The organism is Bradyrhizobium sp. USDA 336 (genome assembly GCF_044908355.1).
In the GTDB taxonomy this organism is placed as follows: Bacteria; Pseudomonadota; Alphaproteobacteria; order Rhizobiales; family Xanthobacteraceae; genus Bradyrhizobium; species Bradyrhizobium yuanmingense.
In genome coordinates this window covers 4,470,465-4,487,434 of sequence record NZ_JBIYDC010000002.1, presented here as the reverse complement: position 1 = coordinate 4,487,434, position 16,970 = coordinate 4,470,465, and the positions used below count along the sequence as shown (strand labels likewise).

Sequence of the window (16,970 nt, the reverse complement as noted above, 5' to 3'; positions counted from 1 at the left end):
ATCTGGAGACCACAGGTTCGCGCGCGCAAAAGCGCGCATCGAAACCGACGCCGTCATGTCAGATCAGGCGATGGGAGGACGGTAGCGCTGGGGCGGCGCCGCGCTGTGCAGGCTGGGCACGATCTCGGGTGCACAGGTCGACATCGGCCGGAGCGGCGTGGCGACGCTGGGCAGATCGGCCGGCAGCGCACTGACGCACATCATCGCACAGCACGGGCCCACTGTTCCCTTGCCGTCGTGATGATTCGGGGCAGGTGCGTCCTTCGCGGCGGTCTGCGAAGGCGTTCCCGCGTGCTCGTGCGGAACATCGCCAGGGTTCGCAGCCATATCATGGCTCGCAGCCATATGGTGATGCGCCGGAACGAGGTCAGCCTGGGCATCGTCGCCAAGGCAGGGCGCAGCATTGCCCCAGGCGAGGCTTGCGGCCGGCGCGAGCACGCAGAACAAATAGGCGAGGGCGATGATCCGCCCCACCCTGATCCGCATCGATCGCGTCAATCGCATCAACATTCCGCCGATAGGCTCCTCGCGCGGCAATGTTGCACACGCTTGTTGCAAACTAATGGCAAAAGACGCATTCGCCAAGAGCTTATTACCGCAGCGCACCGCGCATGCCCAATATCGCAGCAAGATGGTTGACCATGCGGCGATCCGCGAACATGGTCCTGCCCGTGCACGCGCCAAATCATCCAGGGCAAACACCTGACGCCTTCACCCCTGATTCCCGTCAGGCCTGGGTGCGGCTCGTCATTGCGCTCCTGATCGGCTCGATCGGGGCCGTCGGCATGTGGGCGGTCGTGGTCGTGATTCCCGTGGTGCAGACCGAATTCGCTGCCACGCGCGGCGCGGTGTCGCTGGCTTTCACCCTCATGATGTTCGGCTTCGGGCTTGGCGGCGTGATCGCCGGCAAGATCACCGACCGGTTCGGCATCGTTCCGGCGATGGCGATCAGCATCGCCTTTCTCGGCGTCTCCAATGTGCTCGCGGGCCTGTCGGGCCAGCTCTGGCAGTTCGTGACGGCTTATTTCTTCATCGGGCTCGGGACGTCGGCGACCTTCGCGCCACTGATGGCCGAAGCCTCGCACTGGTTCGAGCGCTATCGCGGATTGGCGGTGACCATCGTCGCCAGCGGCAATTACGTCGCCGGCGCGATGTGGCCGCCGATCGTGAGCTGGGGCACGCAGGACATCGGCTGGCGCTACACCCATATCGGCATCGGCATCGTCTGCGCCGGCCTGATGACGGTGCTGGTGCTGATCCTGCGCGCGCAGATGGGCCGCGACACTGTCCACGACCATGCCAACGCGCCGCCGCCGCGGGTCGATCTCAGGCTGTCGACGAATACGCTGACGGTGCTGCTCTCGATCGCCAGCATCTCCTGCTGCGTGGCGATGGCGATGCCGCAGGTGCACATCGTCGCCTATTGCGGCGATCTCGGTTATGGAGTCGCGCGCGGCGCCGAGATGCTGTCCCTGATGATGGGCTGCGGCATCGTCAGCCGGATCGGCTCGGGCTACCTCGCCGACAAGATCGGCGGCATCTACACGCTGCTGGTGGGATCGCTGGCGCAGGGCTTTGCGCTTGTGTTCTATCTGTTCTTCGACAGCCTGACCTCGCTCTATCTGATCTCCGCGATGTTCGGCCTGTTCCAGGGCGGCATCGTGCCGAGCTATGCCATCATCGTGCGCGAGGCGATGCCGGCGAGCGAGGCCGCGACCCGCGTCGGCATCGTGATCTTTGCGTCCGTGTTCGGCATGTCCTTCGGCGGCTGGGTGTCCGGCGTCATCTTCGATGCCACCGGCTCGTATGCGGCGGCATTCGCCAACGGCGTCGCCTGGAACGCGCTGAACATCGGCATCGTCGTGCTGCTCTTGATCCGCGCGCGGACGGGCTCGGTCAAGACCGGCCCGGGCTTTGCCACTTAAAGTTCGGAAAACCGCTACACACTTTGCGCTAACGCGGCCCTCCGGGTCCGGATCATGCTTTAAACCGATTGTCCCGCCTTCAGCAGCGAGCAGCCGGTGATCTTGTAGCTGCCGTCGCCCTGCTGCTCGAGCGTGTAGAGTGCCACCCAGGCCTCGCCATTGGCATCGATGATATGAACGCGCTGGGCGATCCAGCCGCCATCGGTCTTGCTCTCGCCAAATTCGAAACTCTTGTGACGATAGACCGGCGCGTAGCCGTTCTGCACCATGGACATGAAGATGTCGGGTGCGGGAAAGATCTCCTTGATCGCCGGTGCCGCATAGGAATAGGCCGCCGCCGCATCGTCGCGAACGAAGGCCTGCTCCTGGGCGCGGATAACGCTTTGGGCCGCCGCGACATCGCCGGCAAACGCTGCGTGATGACAGGCAGCGATAAGAGCGATCAGCAAGGCTGCGATGCGCATGGCAGGCTCCGCGTTGAGATCCCGGCGGAGGCGATGCTAGCACATCTGTGCCGCCAGGGCGTGTACTCAGATATCACGCGCTGGATTTGAATGCTCCCAGATGCCCACTCATCCGGGACAGCGGCGCAACACCAGGCAGCTGCGACATGTTCTCCTAAGGCAGGAACGGCTCCGCGATGGCCGAGTTAAGCCGGCAAAACCACCTTACCAAGGAGCAAAGTCATGGCCCGTGCAACAGCACATCCGGATCATCACTGCATCTCAAGCGAGGACATTGAGGGAACCGAGGTCTATGGAGCAGATGGGACGAATATCGGCGAGATTGATCACCTCATCATCGACAAGGTGTCAGGCCGCGTGGCTTATGCGGTCATGAGCTTTGGTGGATTTGTGGGCTTGGGTCACAGCCACTACCCGATTCCCTGGGGCGCTCTGAAATATGACACGTCGCTTGACGGTTTTCGAACCAATATCACCGAGCAACAACTGAGGGATGCGCCTGAGTTCAGCGATGACTCCTGGGAAGATCGGGATTGGGAAACGCGAACCCATCGGTATTATGGGACGCCAACTTACTGGGAAGGGCGAGGTGGCCTATAGCGCCAGCGGCGCGTCAGGACAGCTGAACTGATTGACCGGCCCTCATTGGATGCTGTCGGGTTTGATCCGGCCGACTGGGGGCTTGGTGCTCGATGGCCTCAGTCGCCGCGCCATGTCGCGGCGACTGCGATGAATCGCGGTCATTGGCTCAGTCGAGGCGAAACCAGCGATAGCCATATCCATCAAGCGCGATAGCAGTGCCGTCGGCGCTGGACTTCGAATCGTAAATTCGGTTGCCGAATATATCGGTCAGCTTGCGGCCTTGCATTCTTCGGGCTTTTGTTGGTGGCGCGCCGCAAAAGCACGCGACGAGCCGCTGAACTCGCAGCAACGGGACTGGCCACTCGCCGTTGTATTGGGTGTCGAACGAGCTGGTTACTGTCCTGTTGGGCCTCGTGTTGTACATTGCCCACATCCACGATCAGTCGCCCGTTCCAGCTTTGCTCTGGCTCGCCGACCTCCCAATCATTGTGGCTTTGCTGTTCCTGCGACGCGCGTTGAAATGGCGCTACCCTGTTTAGTGCCGATGGCCGAAATCATCCTGCCCAGCATTGGCGTTTTAATTGAAGGGTTGATCGGGCCAATAGCCGGCCCGCCGCATCACAGATTTTTCACCAAGCGTCGGTGCAGCGTTGCGGCGTTGGGCTGCCTGGCGGCCCACTCCAGATTACGTTCGCCATCGATCTTCACCCAAAATGTACGAGTCGGCGCATCGCTGCCAGTGAGCGAGTTGAATGTACATGATGCCCTTTCTCGCATGATGGCGCCGACGGAATCCTGAGCTTGGTAATCGATCACCGCCTCATACTGAACCGGCAGGTGGCGTGCTGATTGCATCATGAATCTTCTGGTTGACTCGGGTACGGCCCGTTCCGGCTCGGCGAAAAATTCGTCCCACGTGATCTTCTTCTGGAGTCTTCCAGGTCGATCCGTTGATAGGTGGAGGGATCCGTCAGCCGCTCTTGAATCGCGTTTTCGCAGGTTTGCACAAATTGAGACGTGAACGGCGGATAGCTACGCACGTAAGCATAACCGAGAACAGCGACACCGAGGACTGCAAATGCTGCAATGGCAAGTTTGATTTTCATATCCGACTCTTACAAGAAAGACCACAGACTCATACGGCCTCGGGTGCAAGCAGCAACGAGCGGACTAAACTGGACTAAGGCTAAGCGTGTATTAACTGGCGCGCACAACCCTACACTCTAGAGTGTGGTACTTTGCCGCTGGCGTGTGACGAGGAGTTGTCCGATTTTGGCTCTGGCCAGAATGTTTGGGTCACAAGCCACGATGCTCCGGCCGATCAGCAGATTTCCGCTCCGCCCGCAGGACCCGACTTTCCTTTTATGAGTACACGCGCCTAGCGCTTCCGCTTCATCGCGGGCTTCGTCGCCTTGGCTGCGCGCGCCTTGGCCTTGCCGGGCGGTGGCACGCGCAAGCCGTCGACGAACACGTCGAGCAGGCGCAGCGCCGTCGCTTGCCAGCCGGGCTGGTCGTGCACATAGCACATGCCGAAGAAGGCGCGCAGCAGATCCTCCGGGTTGATGTCGGCGCGCATCTCGCCGGCTGCGACCGCCCGGTCCAGCAGCGAGCCGATCGCCTTGGTCAGACGCTCGAAGGAGAAGGCATGCAACTCCGACCCGCTCTGCACCGCGAGCGCGAGCGCTGCCATCATCCCCTTCTTGGTCGCAACGAACTCGACCCCTGAGCGCAGCCAGCGCCGCAGCGCCTCGACCGGGTCCCTGGCATTCTTCAACTGCTCGGCCAGCTCGCTGAGCTGCTCGACCTCGCGGCGGTACACCGCCTCGAACAAGGCCTCGCGCGTCGGAAAATGCCGGTACAGCGTGCCGATGCCGACGCCGGCCCGCTTCGCCACCGCTTCCATGCTCGCCTCCGAACCGCCGGCGCTGAACACCAGCTTGGCCGCTTCGAGCACGCGCTCGCGATTGCGCACGGCGTCGGCGCGGGGTTTGCGGGTCTGCTCGGTGTGGTCGTCCATGGCGCGCAATGTAGATCACGAATTGGTTAGATTGAACCCTCGCCGGACCCGTGCAGGGCTGCATCGCGTTGGTGGCGCAAGGGCTTTTGACCAATTCCAAATATTTCCGGGCAGCTCTTGTTAAGCGGAGGGTGCCTCCGTATCTTCGATCGAGCGTCGGCCGCATCGTGATCGGAAGGCGCGCAATCGACGGCGGCCACGGCGGTGGCCGCTGCGCGATGACTCATGTCCATTTCTGATCGGAGCCTTGTATGAACCACTCCATCAGCCTCACCGTGAACGGTGCACGGCGCGACTTCGTCCTCGACGATCCGCGCGTCACGCTGCTCGATCTCCTGCGTGAGCGCCTCGATCTGACCGGAACCAAGAAGGGGTGCGACCGCGGCCAGTGCGGCGCCTGCACCATTCTCGTCGACGGCAAGCGCATCAATTCCTGTCTCGCGCTCGCCATCAGCCATGACGGCGCCGACATCCTCACCATCGAAGGCCTCGCGCGCGGCGACCAGCTGCATCCGGTGCAGGCCGCCTTCATCGCCCATGACGGCTTCCAGTGCGGCTTCTGCACGCCTGGCCAGATCATGAGCGCGATCGGCATGATCAAGGAGGCGCAAGCCGGCAACGATCCGGAACGCATCCGCGAATGCATGAGCGGCAATCTGTGCCGCTGCGGCGCTTACGTCGGCATCGTCGATGCCGTGCTGGAAGCGCAAGGGCAGATGGACGAGACCAATCAGAGGCGCTCCGCATGAAACAGTTCGATTATGTCAGGCCGGCCACGGTCACTGAAGCCGTTGCTGCCGCGGCCCAGCCGGGCGCGGTCTACCTCGCCGCGGGCACCAACCTGCTCGACCTAATGAAGGGCGGCGTCAGCCGTCCGGACCGGCTGGTCGACGTCACACATCTCGATGGGCTCGACGGAATCGAGACTCTCGCGGACGGGTCCTTGCGCATCGGCGCCTTGGTGCGCAATGCCGATCTCGCCCATGATGCGGAGTTCGCGCGGTCCTATCCGGCGGTGGCCGAAGCGCTGCTCTCGGGAGCGTCGGCTCAATTGCGCAATGCCGCCACCGTCGGCGGCAATTTGTTGCAGCGGACGCGCTGCGCGTATTTCTACGACACCGCCAGCCGCTGCAACAAGCGCGAGTCGGGCTCCGGCTGCGACGCGCGCGACGGTGAGAACCGCAGCCATGCCGTGCTCGGCTGGAGCGAGAGCTGCATCGCTACGCACCCCTCCGACTTCTGCGTGCCGCTGGTCGCGCTCGATGCCATCGTCGAGATCGAGGGCAGGGGCGGCCGGCGCGATGTCGCGCTCGACGAGCTGCATCGCCTGCCCGGCGATGCGCCCGAGCGTGAGTCCGTGCTCGAGCCTGGCGATCTCATCGTCGCGGTGCGCCTGCCGCCTGCCGCACGCGGATTTTCCGCGCATGCGCGTTACCTCAAGGTCCGCGAGCGCACCTCCTATGCCTTTGCCGTCGTCTCGGCCGCTTCTGCGCTGCGGATCGAGAACGGCAGAATCGCACAGGCGCGGCTCGCGCTCGGCGGCGTCGCTGCAAAGCCCTGGCGCGCACGCGGAGCGGAAGACGTCCTCAAGGGCGTCGCGCCGACCGCCGACGCGTTCCAGGAGGCAGCCCGGCGTGCGCTCGAGGGCGCGAAGCCATCGGGCGACAACGCCTTCAAGATCGAGCTCGCGCGCCGCATCGTCGTGCGCGCGCTGACCTTGGCCGCCGCCGGGACGCCTGCGCGTATCCCCGCGCTGCCGGCCTCTCCCTTTGCCACGACCTCCGGAGCCCTCCATGTCTGAGCTCAATTTGACCAGTGCGCCCGCGCATCTGCGGCACGGCTCGAATATCGGCCAGCCGCTGACCCGCCGTGACGGCATCCTCAAGGTGACGGGGCAGGCGACTTACGCCGCCGACAACCATCCACCCGGCATGTTGTTTGCGGTGATGGCCGTCTCGAGCATCGCGCGAGGCCGTGTGGTCTCGCTCGATGTCGCTGCCGCAAAGCGCCATCCCGGCGTCGTCGACGTCATGACGCCCGACCACAAACCAGCGCTCGCGATCGACCCCGACCTCAAGACCAATCCGTTCGTGTTCCGGATGGAGGTGTTGCAGAGCAACGATATCCGCTACGCCAATCAGGCGATTGCGGTCGTGATCGCCGAGACGCTGGAGGCCGCGACGGAAGGTGCGGCGCTGCTGGCCCCGGCTTACGAGGTGCAGCCTGCGCTCGTCGGCCTCGATGCCGGCGAGAGCTTCGTGCCGCCGGTCGTCGGCGTCGGTAATCCCACGGAAAGCCATCGCGGCGATGTCGAGGCGGGCCTCGCCGCGGCCGACAAGCAGATCGACGCGATCTACGAGACGCCGCCGCAATATCACAATGCCATGGAGCCGCACGCGATCGTGGCGCGCTGGGATGGTGACAAGCTCTTCTTGGACACGCCGAGCCAGGCCATGGTGATGGCTCGCGGCCGCGTCGCCGAGCTGTTCGGCCTCGCGCCGGAGAAGATTCACATCCGCAGCCCGTTCCTCGGCGGCGGTTTCGGTTCGAAGGGCTTCCTGACCGGGCCGCAGATCCTCGGCGTCATGGCCGCGAAGCTGGTCGGCAGGCCGGTCAAGCTGGTGCTGCGCCGCGAGCAGATGTATGGCCCGGTCGGCCACCGCGCGCCGACGCGCCAGCGCCTCCGCCTCGGCGCCGATGGCGAGGGGCGTCTGACTGCGCTCGATCATCACGCCCGAACTGTGTCGAGCACCTTCGACGATTTCTACGAGCCTGCCGCCGACGCCTCGCACACGCTCTATGCGGCGCCCGCGATCCGCACTTCGCACGATGCCGTGCGCGTCAACACCGGCACGCCGCTGTTCATGCGAGCGCCGGGCGAGGCGACCGGCTCGATCGCGCTCGAGAGCGCGATCGATGAGATGGCGTGGGCCTGCGGCATGGATCCGCTCGCCTTCCGCCTCGCAAACTACACCGAGGTCGAGCCGATGACGGGCCGGCCTTTCTCCTCCAAGGCGCTGCGGGCCTGCTACGAGCAGGGCGCCGCGCGCTTCGGCTGGGCCAAGCGTCCGCTGCAGCCGCGGCAGATGCGCGACGATGCCGGCCTCCTGGTCGGCTGGGGCATGGGCACGGCGACCTTCCCGGCGCTGATGTTCCAAGCCGAGGCGCGCGCGGCGATCCGCCGCGACGGCTCCGGCGTGATGGAGATCGGCGCGCACGACATGGGGCAGGGCGCCTGGACGGCGCTGGCGCAGATCGCGGCCGATGCCGTCGGCCTCGACATCGACCGGCTCGACTTCAAGTCCGGCACGTCCGACCTGCCCGACGCCGGCATCGCGGGCGGCTCGGCGCACACCGCAACGGCGGGCGCTGCGATCCACAGCGCCGGCGCGGCCGTGATCGGAAAGCTCGCCGATCTCGCCACCAGCGACGAGCGCTCGCCGCTGTTCGGCGCCGGCAATGCCGGCGTGATCGCGCGCGACGGCAGGCTGATCCGCCGCGACGACGAGAGCCGCAGCGAGAGCTATGCCGGGATTCTGGCGCGCGCGGGCGTTGCCGAGGTCGAGGCCCGCGGCACCGGCGCGGCGAACCCTGCGGCGATGGAGCAATATGCGATGCATGCCCACGGCGCAGTGTTCGCCGAGGTAAAGGTCGATCCCGAGCTGGGCCAAGTCCGCGTCAGTCGCATGGTCGGCGCCTTCGCCGCCGGCCGCATCATCAATCCGCGCATGGTGCAGAGCCAGCTGTTCGGCGGCATGATCTGGGGCATGTCCTTCGCGCTGCATGAGGAGGCCGTCACAGACCGGCGCAGCGGACGGATCATGAATTCCAATCTCGGCGAGTACCACATCCCGGTGAATGCCGATGTGCCGCCGCTCGACGTCATCACCGTCGAGGAGCACGATCCGCACGTGAATGCGCTTGGCATCAAGGGTGTCGGCGAGATCGGCATCACCGGCAGCGCCGGCGCGGTCGCCAATGCGGTCTGGCACGCAACTGGCGTGCGCGTGCGCAAATTCCCGATCCGGATCGAGGAGCTGCTGACGCAGCTCTGAAGCGCGATGAAATGAGGCCAAATCGCTGCAACGCCGGAGGTGCGCTCCCTCTCCCGCAAGCGGGAGAGGGAGCGAGCCGCGCCGGGTGCGCCGGTCTCGCCTTCAGAACGTCGGCGGCGTGCAGGCCGAGATCACCTCGCAGGGCTTGCCGCCGACGCAGCGGAAACGGTGCGGGCGGCGGCTCTCGAAATAATAGGCATCGCCGGGATTGAGGATGCGGCGCTCGTCCTCGACGGTGACCTCTAACTTGCCTGAGATCACGATGCCGCCCTCCTCGCCGTCATGGACGAGATGCACGCGCCCGGTGTCGCTGCCGGGCTCGTAGCGCTCTTTGAGGATCTGCAGGCTGCGGCCGAACAGATTGTCGCCGATTTGCCGGTACGAGATCGGTTTCTTGCCCACTTCAGTCAGCTCCTCGGCGCGGTAGAAGATCTTGCGCCTGGACTCCGGCTCCAGCGCGAAGAACTCGGCGAGCCCCATCGGGATGCCGTCGAGGATGCGCTTGAGCGCGCCGACCGACGGGTTCATCTGGTTGGATTCGATCAGCGAGATGGTCGAATTGGTGACGCCGGCCCGCTTGGCCAGCTCGCGCTGCGACAGCTTGTGGCGCGCCCGGATGAATCGCAGCCGTCCACCGATGTCGACGCTCATGTCCTGTCCCGTGTTGCAGGTGTTGCGGATCGCGCAAATATGGACCTGGAGCCCCAACTAAATCAATGGCTTGCAGGCTACCAGAAAAGGACTTGTTGCGCTTTCCAAGCCGTGGCTCTGCTAGCGGGTCAGCAAAGGAGCGCGGCCGTGACCCTTCATCAGATTCCGAACACTATCAAGACCGACTCGTTCTGGATGCCGTTCACGGCCAATCGACAGTTCAAGAAGGCGCCGCGCCTGTTCTCCTCGGCCGAGGGCATGCATTACACCACCGTCGACGGCCGCAAGGTGATCGACGGCTCCGCCGGGCTCTGGTGCGTCAATGCCGGCCACGGCCGCAAGCAGATCGCCGCCGCGGTCGAGCGGCAGCTGATGACGCTGGACTTCGCGCCCACGTTCCAGATGGGCCATCCGCTGGCGTTCGACTTCGCCGAGCGTCTTGCCGAGATCGCGCCGAAGGGCCTCGACCGCGTCTTCTTCACCAATTCCGGCTCCGAATCGGTCGACACCGCACTGAAGATCGCGCTGGCCTATCACCGCGCCAACGGCCAGGCCAGCCGCACCCGCCTGATCGGCCGCGAGCGCGGCTATCACGGCGTCGGCTTCGGCGGCACCTCGGTCGGTGGCATGGTCGCCAACCGCCGCGCCTTCGCCACCCTGCTGCCGGGCGTCGACCACATCCGCCATACCCACGATCTCACCCGTAACGCCTTCGCCAAGGACCAGCCCGAGCACGGCGCCGAGCTCGCCGACGATCTCGAGCGTCTGGTCGCGCTGCACGGCGCCGAGACCATCGCCGCCGTCATCGTCGAGCCGGTGCCGGGCTCGACCGCGGTGCTGCCACCGCCGAAGGGCTATCTGCAGCGCCTGCGCGAGATCTGCGACAAGCACGGCATCCTCCTGATCTTCGACGAGGTCATCACCGGCTTCGGCCGCCTCGGCACGCCGTTCGCCGCCAACTTCTTCGGCGTCACGCCGGACCTGATGACCACTGCGAAGGGCATCACCAACGGCACCATTCCCTGCGGCGCCGTGTTCGCGAGCCGCAAGGTGCATGACGGATTGATGGTCGGTCCCGAGAACCAGATGGAGCTGTTCCACGGCTACACCTATTCTGCGCATCCGACCGCCTGTGCCGCCGGCATCGCGACCCTCGACATCTACAAGGACGAGGGCCTGCTCACGCGCGGTGCCTCGATCGCCGAATACTGGCGCGATGCGCTGCATTCGCTCAAAGGCCTGCCGAACGTCGTCGACATCCGCAATTGCGGGCTGATGGGCGCGGTCGAGCTGGCGCCGCGCGACGGCGTCGTCGGCGCGCGCGGCTATGACGTGATGGTCGATTGCTTCAACACCGGCCTCTACTTGCGCATGAGTGGCGACAGCTTCGCGATGTCGCCGCCGCTCATCGTCGAGAAGAGCCACATCGACCAGATGGTCTCGATGCTCGGCGACGCCATCAAGAAGGTGGCCTGATAATTGCTCTCGCCGCCAGCGAGTTGTGTCCTTGCAGCGGCGAGCCCCGCGGGAGTTTGACGAAGCGTGAAAGTTCTGACCCTCGGCAGCGGTGTCATCGGTGTCACCTCTGCCTACTACCTCGCGCGTGCCGGCCATGAGGTGACGGTCGTCGACCGCCAGCCGGAGCCGGCACTGGAGACCTCCTTCGCCAATGCCGGCGAGGTGTCGCCCGGCTATTCCTCGCCCTGGGCCGGCCCCGGCGTGCCGGTGAAGGCGATCAAGTGGCTGTTGATGAAGCACGGCCCGCTGGTGATCCGGCCGAAGCTCGATCCGGTCATGTGGGTCTGGCTGCTCAAGATGCTGCGCAACTGCACCAGCGCGCGCTACGCAGTCAACAAGAGCCGGATGATCCCGATCGCGGAATACAGCCGCGACTCTTTACGCGATCTGCGCCGCGACATCGGCATTCAGTATGACGAGCGCTCGCAGGGCACGCTGCAGCTGTTTCGCTACCAGGCCCAGCTCGACGGCACGGCCGAAGACATCGCCGTGCTCAAGCAATACGGCGTTCCCTTCGAAGTGCTGAACCGCGAGGGCTGCATTGCGGTCGAGCCGGCACTTGCCGGCGTGAAGGAGAAGTTCGTCGGCGGGCTCCGCCTGCCGCAGGACGAGACCGGTGACTGCCACATGTTCACGCAGGCGCTGGCGAGGCACGCCCAGGCGCTCGGCGTGCGCTTCCTGTTCAACACCTCGATCGACCGTATCGTCACCGATGGCGCGCGCGTCAGCGGTGTCGCCACCAGCGCCGGCCTGCTGCAGGCGGACGCTTACGTGCTCGCGCTCGGCAGCTGGTCGTCGCGGCTCCTGGCGCCGCTCGGTATTTCGCTGCCGGTCTATCCGGTGAAGGGCTATTCGATCACGGTGCCGATCAAGGACGCCTCCGGCGCGCCAGAATCGACTGTGATGGACGAGAGCTACAAGGTCGCGATCACCCGGCTCGGCAATCGCATCCGCGTCGGCGGCACCGCCGAAATCTCCGGCTATTCCGACAAGCTCTACGACGCACGCCGCGCCACGCTCGATCATTCGCTGACCGACCTGTTCCCGCGCGGCGGCGATCTGTCCAAGGCGACATTCTGGAGCGGACTGCGTCCGATGACGCCGGATGGACCGCCCGTGATCGGCCGGACCCACTACGCCAACCTCCACCTCAACACCGGCCACGGCACGCTGGGCTGGACCATGTCCTGCGGCTCGGGCCGCGTGCTCGCCGACATGCTCTCGGGCAAGAAGCCGGACATCGACGTCAGTGCGCTATCGGTGGAGCGGTACAAGCACCGGTTCGGCTAAGGCTCTATCCGCGTCATTGCGAGGAGCCCTTGCGACGAAGCAATCCAGGCTGTCTCCGCGGTGAGTCTCTGGATTGCTTCGCTACGTTCGCAATGACGGCGATGGAGTTGCGTTCGCGGTCTGATAACAGAGCTACCCCGCCCCCGTCACGCAATTCACCCACAGCACCACGGCCTTCGCATCCTGCGCCGGATTGGAAAACCGGTGTGGCCTGCGGCTCGCAAATCTAAAACTGTCGCCCGTCTTCAGCGACCACGTCTGACTGTCCACCGTCAGCATCATCTCGCCTTCCAGCACGAGCCCGGCCTCTTCGCCGTCGTGGGTGTAGAGCTCATCGCCGGTGGAGCCGCCGGGCTCCAGATGCACCAGAAACAGATTGAGCTTGTTGTCGCTGCTCGCCGGGCTCAGCAATTGCTTGGACACGCCGGTGCGCCACAGTTTCAATTCGGGCCGCTGCACTCCGCGCGTCACCACCTGATCCGACGCGCCGTCGGCGCTCGGGCTCGCGCCGAACAATGCGGCGATGCCGACACCGAGCACGTCGGCAAGCGTCGCCAGCACCCGCAGCGACGGCGACGACAGCCCGCGCTCGATCTGGCTGAGGAAGCCGATCGACAGCTCCGTGCGCGCGGCGACCGTCTCCAGCGAGAATTGCCTGACCCGCCGGAGATCCCGGATGCGGCGGCCGACTGCGACGTCCATCGCCGGCTCGGCCGGTTTGGCTTTCACCCTGGCCGGCTTTTTCATGGCCGGCTTCGCGGCGGCCGGTTTGCGCATTCTTTTGCCACCGCTCACGTCAAACCGCTTCCTTCATGTGCATGAAAACTGCTTGCATCGTTCGCAAAAGTGTGACCAAATTTTCATATTGGTGAAAATAGGCCGAAAACGGGCCGGCCCGCAACGTCTGATCGCGACATGTGTGCGCCGCCGCCGGCCAGGCCCAACAGGGGGATGCGATGAAGCGTTTTGTTCAGGCCGCAATTGCGGCGCTCGCCATCGCCGCAGTCGCACCGGCTTCGGCGCAACAGACTCTGAAGGTCGGCTCGACTCCGACCGGCATTCCCTTCACCTTCCTCGACACCAAGACCAACACCATCCAGGGCATCATGGTCGACCTCATCACCGAGGTCGGCAAGGATGCCGGCTTCAACGTGCAGATCGAGCCGATGCAGTTCTCGGCACTGATCCCCTCGCTGACCTCGAGCAAGATCGACATCATTGCGGCTGCGATGTTCATCACGCCGCCGCGCAAGGAGGTCGTCGACTTCTCCGACCCGATCTACACCTATGGCGAAGGCCTGGTGGTGCCGAAGGCCGACACCAAGACTTACGCCACGCAGGAGGACCTGAAGGGCGAGACCGTCGGCGCCCAGGTCGGCACCGCCTTTGTCGACGCGCTGAAGAAGACCGGGCTGTTCGCCGAGGTGAAGGCCTATGACACCATCCCGGACATCCTGCGCGACGTGAACACTGGCCGCCTCAAGGCAGGCTACGCCGATTATCCGATCCTCGCCTACAATCTGAAGCAGGGCGGCTTCCCCGAGGTGCGCCTGGTCGACGGCTACAAGCCGGTCACGGTCGGCTCTGTCGGCATCGGCGTGCGCAAGGGCGAGAGCGCACTGCTCGGCAAGATCAACGCTTCGCTGGCGAAGCTGAAAGCCAACGGCACCATCGACAAGATCCTCGATAAATGGGGCCTGAAGGCACAAGGTTGATCGTCAGCGTCTGATCGATGAAGGCTCCTTAGTGAAGGCTTGCCGATGAAAGGCTTCTGGCGCGACGCCGTCGAGTTCTTCCCGATCCTGCTGAACGGCGTCGCGCTGACGATCATCGTCACGATCGGCTCGCTGCTGCTGTCGACGGTGCTGGGCCTCGTCTGGGCGATGATGCGGGTCTCCGGCATCAAGGCGCTGTCGATGCTCAGCGCCAGCCTGATCAACGTGATCCGCGGCATCCCGATCATCGTGCTGTTGTTCTACCTCTACTTCGTGATGCCCGATCTCGGCGTTACGCTCAGCGCGTTGCAGGCCGCGATTCTCGGGCTCGGCATCGCCTATTCGGCCTACCAGGCCGAAAACTTCCGCGCCGGCATCGAGGCGATCGACAAGGGGCAGATCGAGGCGGCGCAGTCGATCGGCATGGGCTGGTGGCTCACCATGCGCCGCGTGGTGCTGCCGCAGGCGGTGCGCATCGTGCTGCCTCCTTACGGCAACGTGATGATCATGATGCTGAAGGATTCCTCGCAGGCCTCGACCATCACGGTCGCCGAGCTCGCGCTGCAGGGCAAGCTGATCGCGTCCTCGACGTTCAAGAACACCAGCGTGTTCACCCTGGTCGCCCTGATGTATCTCACCATGAGCATTCCGCTGATCCTCTTGGTCCGTCACTTCGAGAAGCGGGCCGGCAAGCGATGATCGAGCTGAACGACGTCCACAAGAGCTTTGGCAAGGTCGAGGTGCTCAAGGGCATCACGGCCTCGGTCGAGAAGGGCGAGGTGGTCTGCATCATCGGCCCCTCCGGCTCCGGCAAGTCGACCATCCTGCGCTGTATCAACGGTCTCGAAAGCTACGACCGCGGCGAGATCAGCGTCGAAAGCTTGAAGGTCGACCGCGACGCGCCGTCAATCGTGAACATCCGCACCCAGGTCTCGATGGTGTTTCAGCGCTTCAATTTGTTTCCACATCGCACCGCGCTGGAGAACGTCGTCGAAGGTCCGCTCTACGTGAAGAAGGAGCCGCGCGCCCAGGTGCTCGAGCGCGGCCGCGCGCTGCTCGCTCAGGTCGGGCTTGCGGAAAAGGCCGACGCGCATCCGCCGCAGCTTTCCGGCGGGCAGCAGCAGCGCGTCGCCATCGCGCGGGCGTTGGCGATGCAGCCGAAGGCGATCCTGTTCGACGAGCCGACTTCGGCGCTCGACCCAGAGCTGGTCGGCGACGTGCTCGGCGTCATGCGCAAGCTCGCCGACGACGGCATGACCATGGTCGTCGTCACCCACGAGATGGGCTTTGCCCGCGATGTTGCCGACCGCGTGCTGTTCATCGATGGCGGCGTCATTGTCGAGCAGGGTCCGGCAAAATCGGTGCTCAATCAACCGCAGCACGCGCGGACGCAGGACTTCTTGCGCCGCGTGCTGCATCCGCTCTGACCGGACTCGCCATGACGCGCCTGCCTCTGCCGCCCTCGCTCTATGCCGACACTGCCGTCGCGCCGGTTGCCACGCCGCCGCTCGATGTCGACAAGAGCGTCTCGGTCGCAATCGTCGGCGGCGGCTACACCGGCCTTTCCACCGCGCTGCATCTGGCCGAACAGGGCGTCGAGGCGCTGGTGCTGGAGGCGCAGGAGCCGGGCTGGGGCGCGTCGGGCAACAATGGCGGCCACACCAATCCCGGCCTGAAGCACGACCCCGACAAGATCGAGGCCGATTTCGGCACCGAGCTCGGCCGCCGCATGATCGCGTTCGCCTACGGCACGACCAACTTCACACACGATCTGATCCGCCGCTACCAGATCCCGTGCGAGGCGCGGCAGAACGGCACGTTGCGCGCAGCTTACAATGAGAGCAGCGCCGCTGCGATCGAGAAGACCGCGCAGCAATGCATCCGCCGCGGCATGCCGGTGACTTATCTGAACCGCGAGCAGCTCCGCGACATGACCGGCACCGATCGTTACATCGGCGCGATGTTGGACACGCGCGGCGGCGATCTGCATCCTCTCAGCTACGCCCGTGGTCTTGCGCGCGCTGCGATGTCGGCGGGCGCGAAGGTTCATGGCGAGACGCCGGCGCTATCGCTCCGCCGCGAGGGAACGCGCTGGCGCATCGAGACGCCGCGGGCGGTTGTTCACGCCGACAAGGTCCTGCTCGCCACCAACGGCTTCACCGACGATCTCTGGCCGGCCCTCCGCCGCACCATCGTGCCGGTGTTTTCCTCGATCGCCGCCACCGCGCCGCTGTCCGACGCAGTCGCCCGTTCGATCATGCCGACGCGCCCCGTCCTCTACGAGAGCGGCCACATCACGGTCTACTATCGCATCGATCAGCAGAACCGTCTGTTGATGGGCGGGCGCGGCCCGATGCGCTGGATCAAGTCGCCGCATGACGTCGCCTATCTCATGCGTTATGCGGAGCGACTCTGGCCGCAGCTCAAGGGCGTCGTCTGGACCCACGGCTGGAACAGCCGGCTCGCCATCACCGGGGATCATTACCCCCACGTGCACGAGCCCGCCGAGAGCGTTTTGATCTCGCTCGGCTGCAATGGCCGCGGTGTCGCGCTTTCGACTGCGATGGGCGCGCAACTCGCCCGCCGCCTGATCGGCGGCGCCAAGGCCGAGATCGACATGCCCATCACGGGCATCAAGCCGATCCCGATGCACGCTTTCTGGCCGGTCGGCGTGACCACCGCCGTGATCGCGGGCCGGGTCCGGGACCGGCTCGGCATATGAAGAAGGCGCCGCTCGGTGAGGAGCGACGCCT

The 16,970-nt window shown here is 65.1% G+C and carries 20 protein-coding genes; 12 read left to right on the top strand and 8 right to left on the bottom strand.

Features of this window, described 5'->3' with window-relative positions; translation table 11 throughout:
• Positions 1-63: 63 nt before the first annotated feature.
• Positions 64-486 (bottom strand): hypothetical protein, encoded by a 423-nt coding sequence (locus ABIA45_RS21920; RefSeq protein WP_404653597.1) that lies wholly within the window; start codon positions 484-486, stop codon positions 64-66.
• Between ABIA45_RS21920 and ABIA45_RS21915 the strand changes: the two genes are divergently transcribed.
• Both ABIA45_RS21915 and ABIA45_RS21910 read left to right on the top strand, forming a co-directional pair.
• Positions 461-706 carry a hypothetical protein gene (locus tag ABIA45_RS21915; protein ID WP_197424407.1) on the top strand — a complete coding sequence of 82 codons (246 nt, stop codon included), beginning with the start codon at positions 461-463 and terminating at the stop codon, positions 704-706. The genes ABIA45_RS21920 and ABIA45_RS21915 overlap by 26 nt on opposite strands.
• Positions 660-1,925, top strand: coding sequence for an MFS transporter (locus tag ABIA45_RS21910; RefSeq protein ID WP_404653596.1), 1,266 nt, complete (start codon positions 660-662; stop codon positions 1,923-1,925). Before ABIA45_RS21915 ends, ABIA45_RS21910 begins: the two co-directional genes overlap by 47 nt.
• Before the next feature lie 59 nt (positions 1,926-1,984).
• On the opposite strand, the gene ABIA45_RS21905 is transcribed toward ABIA45_RS21910, so the two are convergent.
• Positions 1,985-2,389, bottom strand: a complete 405-nt coding sequence (locus ABIA45_RS21905) for a DUF4864 domain-containing protein (RefSeq protein WP_404653594.1) — start codon at positions 2,387-2,389, stop codon at positions 1,985-1,987.
• A 222-nt stretch (positions 2,390-2,611) separates the two neighbouring features.
• On the opposite strand from ABIA45_RS21905, the gene ABIA45_RS21900 reads away from it, so the two are divergent.
• Positions 2,612-2,989, top strand: a complete 378-nt coding sequence (locus tag ABIA45_RS21900) for a PRC-barrel domain-containing protein (protein ID WP_074448090.1) — start codon at positions 2,612-2,614, stop codon at positions 2,987-2,989.
• A 148-nt stretch (positions 2,990-3,137) separates the two neighbouring features.
• Here ABIA45_RS21900 and ABIA45_RS21895 read toward each other — a convergent pair whose 3' ends face one another.
• The 4 genes from ABIA45_RS21895 to ABIA45_RS21880 form a co-directional block, all read right to left on the bottom strand.
• The gene (locus ABIA45_RS21895) at positions 3,138-3,395 is read right to left on the bottom strand and encodes a hypothetical protein (protein ID WP_404653593.1); all 258 of its coding nucleotides are present in this window, start codon (positions 3,393-3,395) and stop codon (positions 3,138-3,140) included.
• Between the two features lie 194 nt (positions 3,396-3,589).
• Positions 3,590-3,829: a hypothetical protein gene (locus ABIA45_RS21890; RefSeq protein ID WP_404653591.1), complete on the bottom strand. Its 240-nt coding sequence runs from the start codon at positions 3,827-3,829 to the stop codon at positions 3,590-3,592.
• Positions 3,826-4,077 carry a hypothetical protein gene (locus tag ABIA45_RS21885; protein ID WP_404653590.1) on the bottom strand — a complete coding sequence of 84 codons (252 nt, stop codon included), beginning with the start codon at positions 4,075-4,077 and terminating at the stop codon, positions 3,826-3,828. Before ABIA45_RS21885 ends, ABIA45_RS21890 begins: the two co-directional genes overlap by 4 nt.
• Positions 4,078-4,349: 272 nt before the next feature.
• A complete protein-coding gene (locus ABIA45_RS21880) occupies positions 4,350-4,988 on the bottom strand; it encodes a TetR/AcrR family transcriptional regulator (RefSeq protein ID WP_404653589.1) in 639 nt (212 codons plus the stop codon).
• 251 nt (positions 4,989-5,239) lie between these two features.
• Between ABIA45_RS21880 and ABIA45_RS21875 the strand changes: the two genes are divergently transcribed.
• From ABIA45_RS21875 to ABIA45_RS21865, 3 genes are read left to right on the top strand one after another with little or no spacing between them, the layout of a single operon-like run.
• On the top strand, positions 5,240-5,737 hold the full coding sequence (locus ABIA45_RS21875) for a (2Fe-2S)-binding protein (RefSeq protein ID WP_271538792.1): 498 nt from the start codon (positions 5,240-5,242) through the stop codon (positions 5,735-5,737).
• The gene (locus tag ABIA45_RS21870) at positions 5,734-6,789 is read left to right on the top strand and encodes a xanthine dehydrogenase family protein subunit M (protein ID WP_271538790.1); all 1,056 of its coding nucleotides are present in this window, start codon (positions 5,734-5,736) and stop codon (positions 6,787-6,789) included. The genes ABIA45_RS21875 and ABIA45_RS21870 overlap by 4 nt, the downstream gene beginning before the upstream one ends.
• The gene (locus ABIA45_RS21865) at positions 6,782-9,043 is read left to right on the top strand and encodes a xanthine dehydrogenase family protein molybdopterin-binding subunit (RefSeq protein ID WP_404653587.1); all 2,262 of its coding nucleotides are present in this window, start codon (positions 6,782-6,784) and stop codon (positions 9,041-9,043) included. The genes ABIA45_RS21870 and ABIA45_RS21865 overlap by 8 nt, the downstream gene beginning before the upstream one ends.
• Positions 9,044-9,145: 102 nt before the next feature.
• Here ABIA45_RS21865 and ABIA45_RS21860 read toward each other — a convergent pair whose 3' ends face one another.
• Positions 9,146-9,694, bottom strand: a complete 549-nt coding sequence (locus tag ABIA45_RS21860) for a cupin domain-containing protein (protein WP_008561958.1) — start codon at positions 9,692-9,694, stop codon at positions 9,146-9,148.
• A gap of 147 nt (positions 9,695-9,841) precedes the next feature.
• On the opposite strand from ABIA45_RS21860, the gene ABIA45_RS21855 reads away from it, so the two are divergent.
• On the top strand, positions 9,842-11,170 hold the full coding sequence (locus ABIA45_RS21855) for an aspartate aminotransferase family protein (protein WP_404653585.1): 1,329 nt from the start codon (positions 9,842-9,844) through the stop codon (positions 11,168-11,170).
• A 66-nt stretch (positions 11,171-11,236) separates the two neighbouring features.
• Entirely contained in the window at positions 11,237-12,502 is a 1,266-nt protein-coding gene (locus ABIA45_RS21850) for a D-amino acid dehydrogenase (RefSeq protein ID WP_404653584.1), read from the top strand.
• A 132-nt stretch (positions 12,503-12,634) separates the two neighbouring features.
• Here ABIA45_RS21850 and ABIA45_RS21845 read toward each other — a convergent pair whose 3' ends face one another.
• On the bottom strand, positions 12,635-13,279 hold the full coding sequence (locus ABIA45_RS21845; protein WP_271538780.1) for a helix-turn-helix domain-containing protein: 645 nt from the start codon (positions 13,277-13,279) through the stop codon (positions 12,635-12,637).
• A 179-nt stretch (positions 13,280-13,458) separates the two neighbouring features.
• Here ABIA45_RS21845 and ABIA45_RS21840 point away from each other — a divergent pair, with 179 nt between their 5' ends.
• Genes ABIA45_RS21840 through ABIA45_RS21825 form a run of 4 tightly spaced genes read left to right on the top strand, consistent with a single transcriptional unit; the run spans position 13,459 to position 16,939 of the window.
• On the top strand, positions 13,459-14,217 hold the full coding sequence (locus ABIA45_RS21840; protein WP_404543697.1) for an ABC transporter substrate-binding protein: 759 nt from the start codon (positions 13,459-13,461) through the stop codon (positions 14,215-14,217).
• 45 nt (positions 14,218-14,262) lie between these two features.
• On the top strand, positions 14,263-14,916 hold the full coding sequence (locus ABIA45_RS21835) for an amino acid ABC transporter permease (RefSeq protein ID WP_024341720.1): 654 nt from the start codon (positions 14,263-14,265) through the stop codon (positions 14,914-14,916).
• The gene (locus tag ABIA45_RS21830) at positions 14,913-15,644 is read left to right on the top strand and encodes an amino acid ABC transporter ATP-binding protein (RefSeq protein ID WP_271538775.1); all 732 of its coding nucleotides are present in this window, start codon (positions 14,913-14,915) and stop codon (positions 15,642-15,644) included. The genes ABIA45_RS21835 and ABIA45_RS21830 overlap by 4 nt, the downstream gene beginning before the upstream one ends.
• Positions 15,645-15,655: 11 nt before the next feature.
• Positions 15,656-16,939 (top strand): NAD(P)/FAD-dependent oxidoreductase, encoded by a 1,284-nt coding sequence (locus ABIA45_RS21825; protein ID WP_404653581.1) that lies wholly within the window; start codon positions 15,656-15,658, stop codon positions 16,937-16,939.
• Positions 16,940-16,970 lie beyond the last annotated feature (31 nt).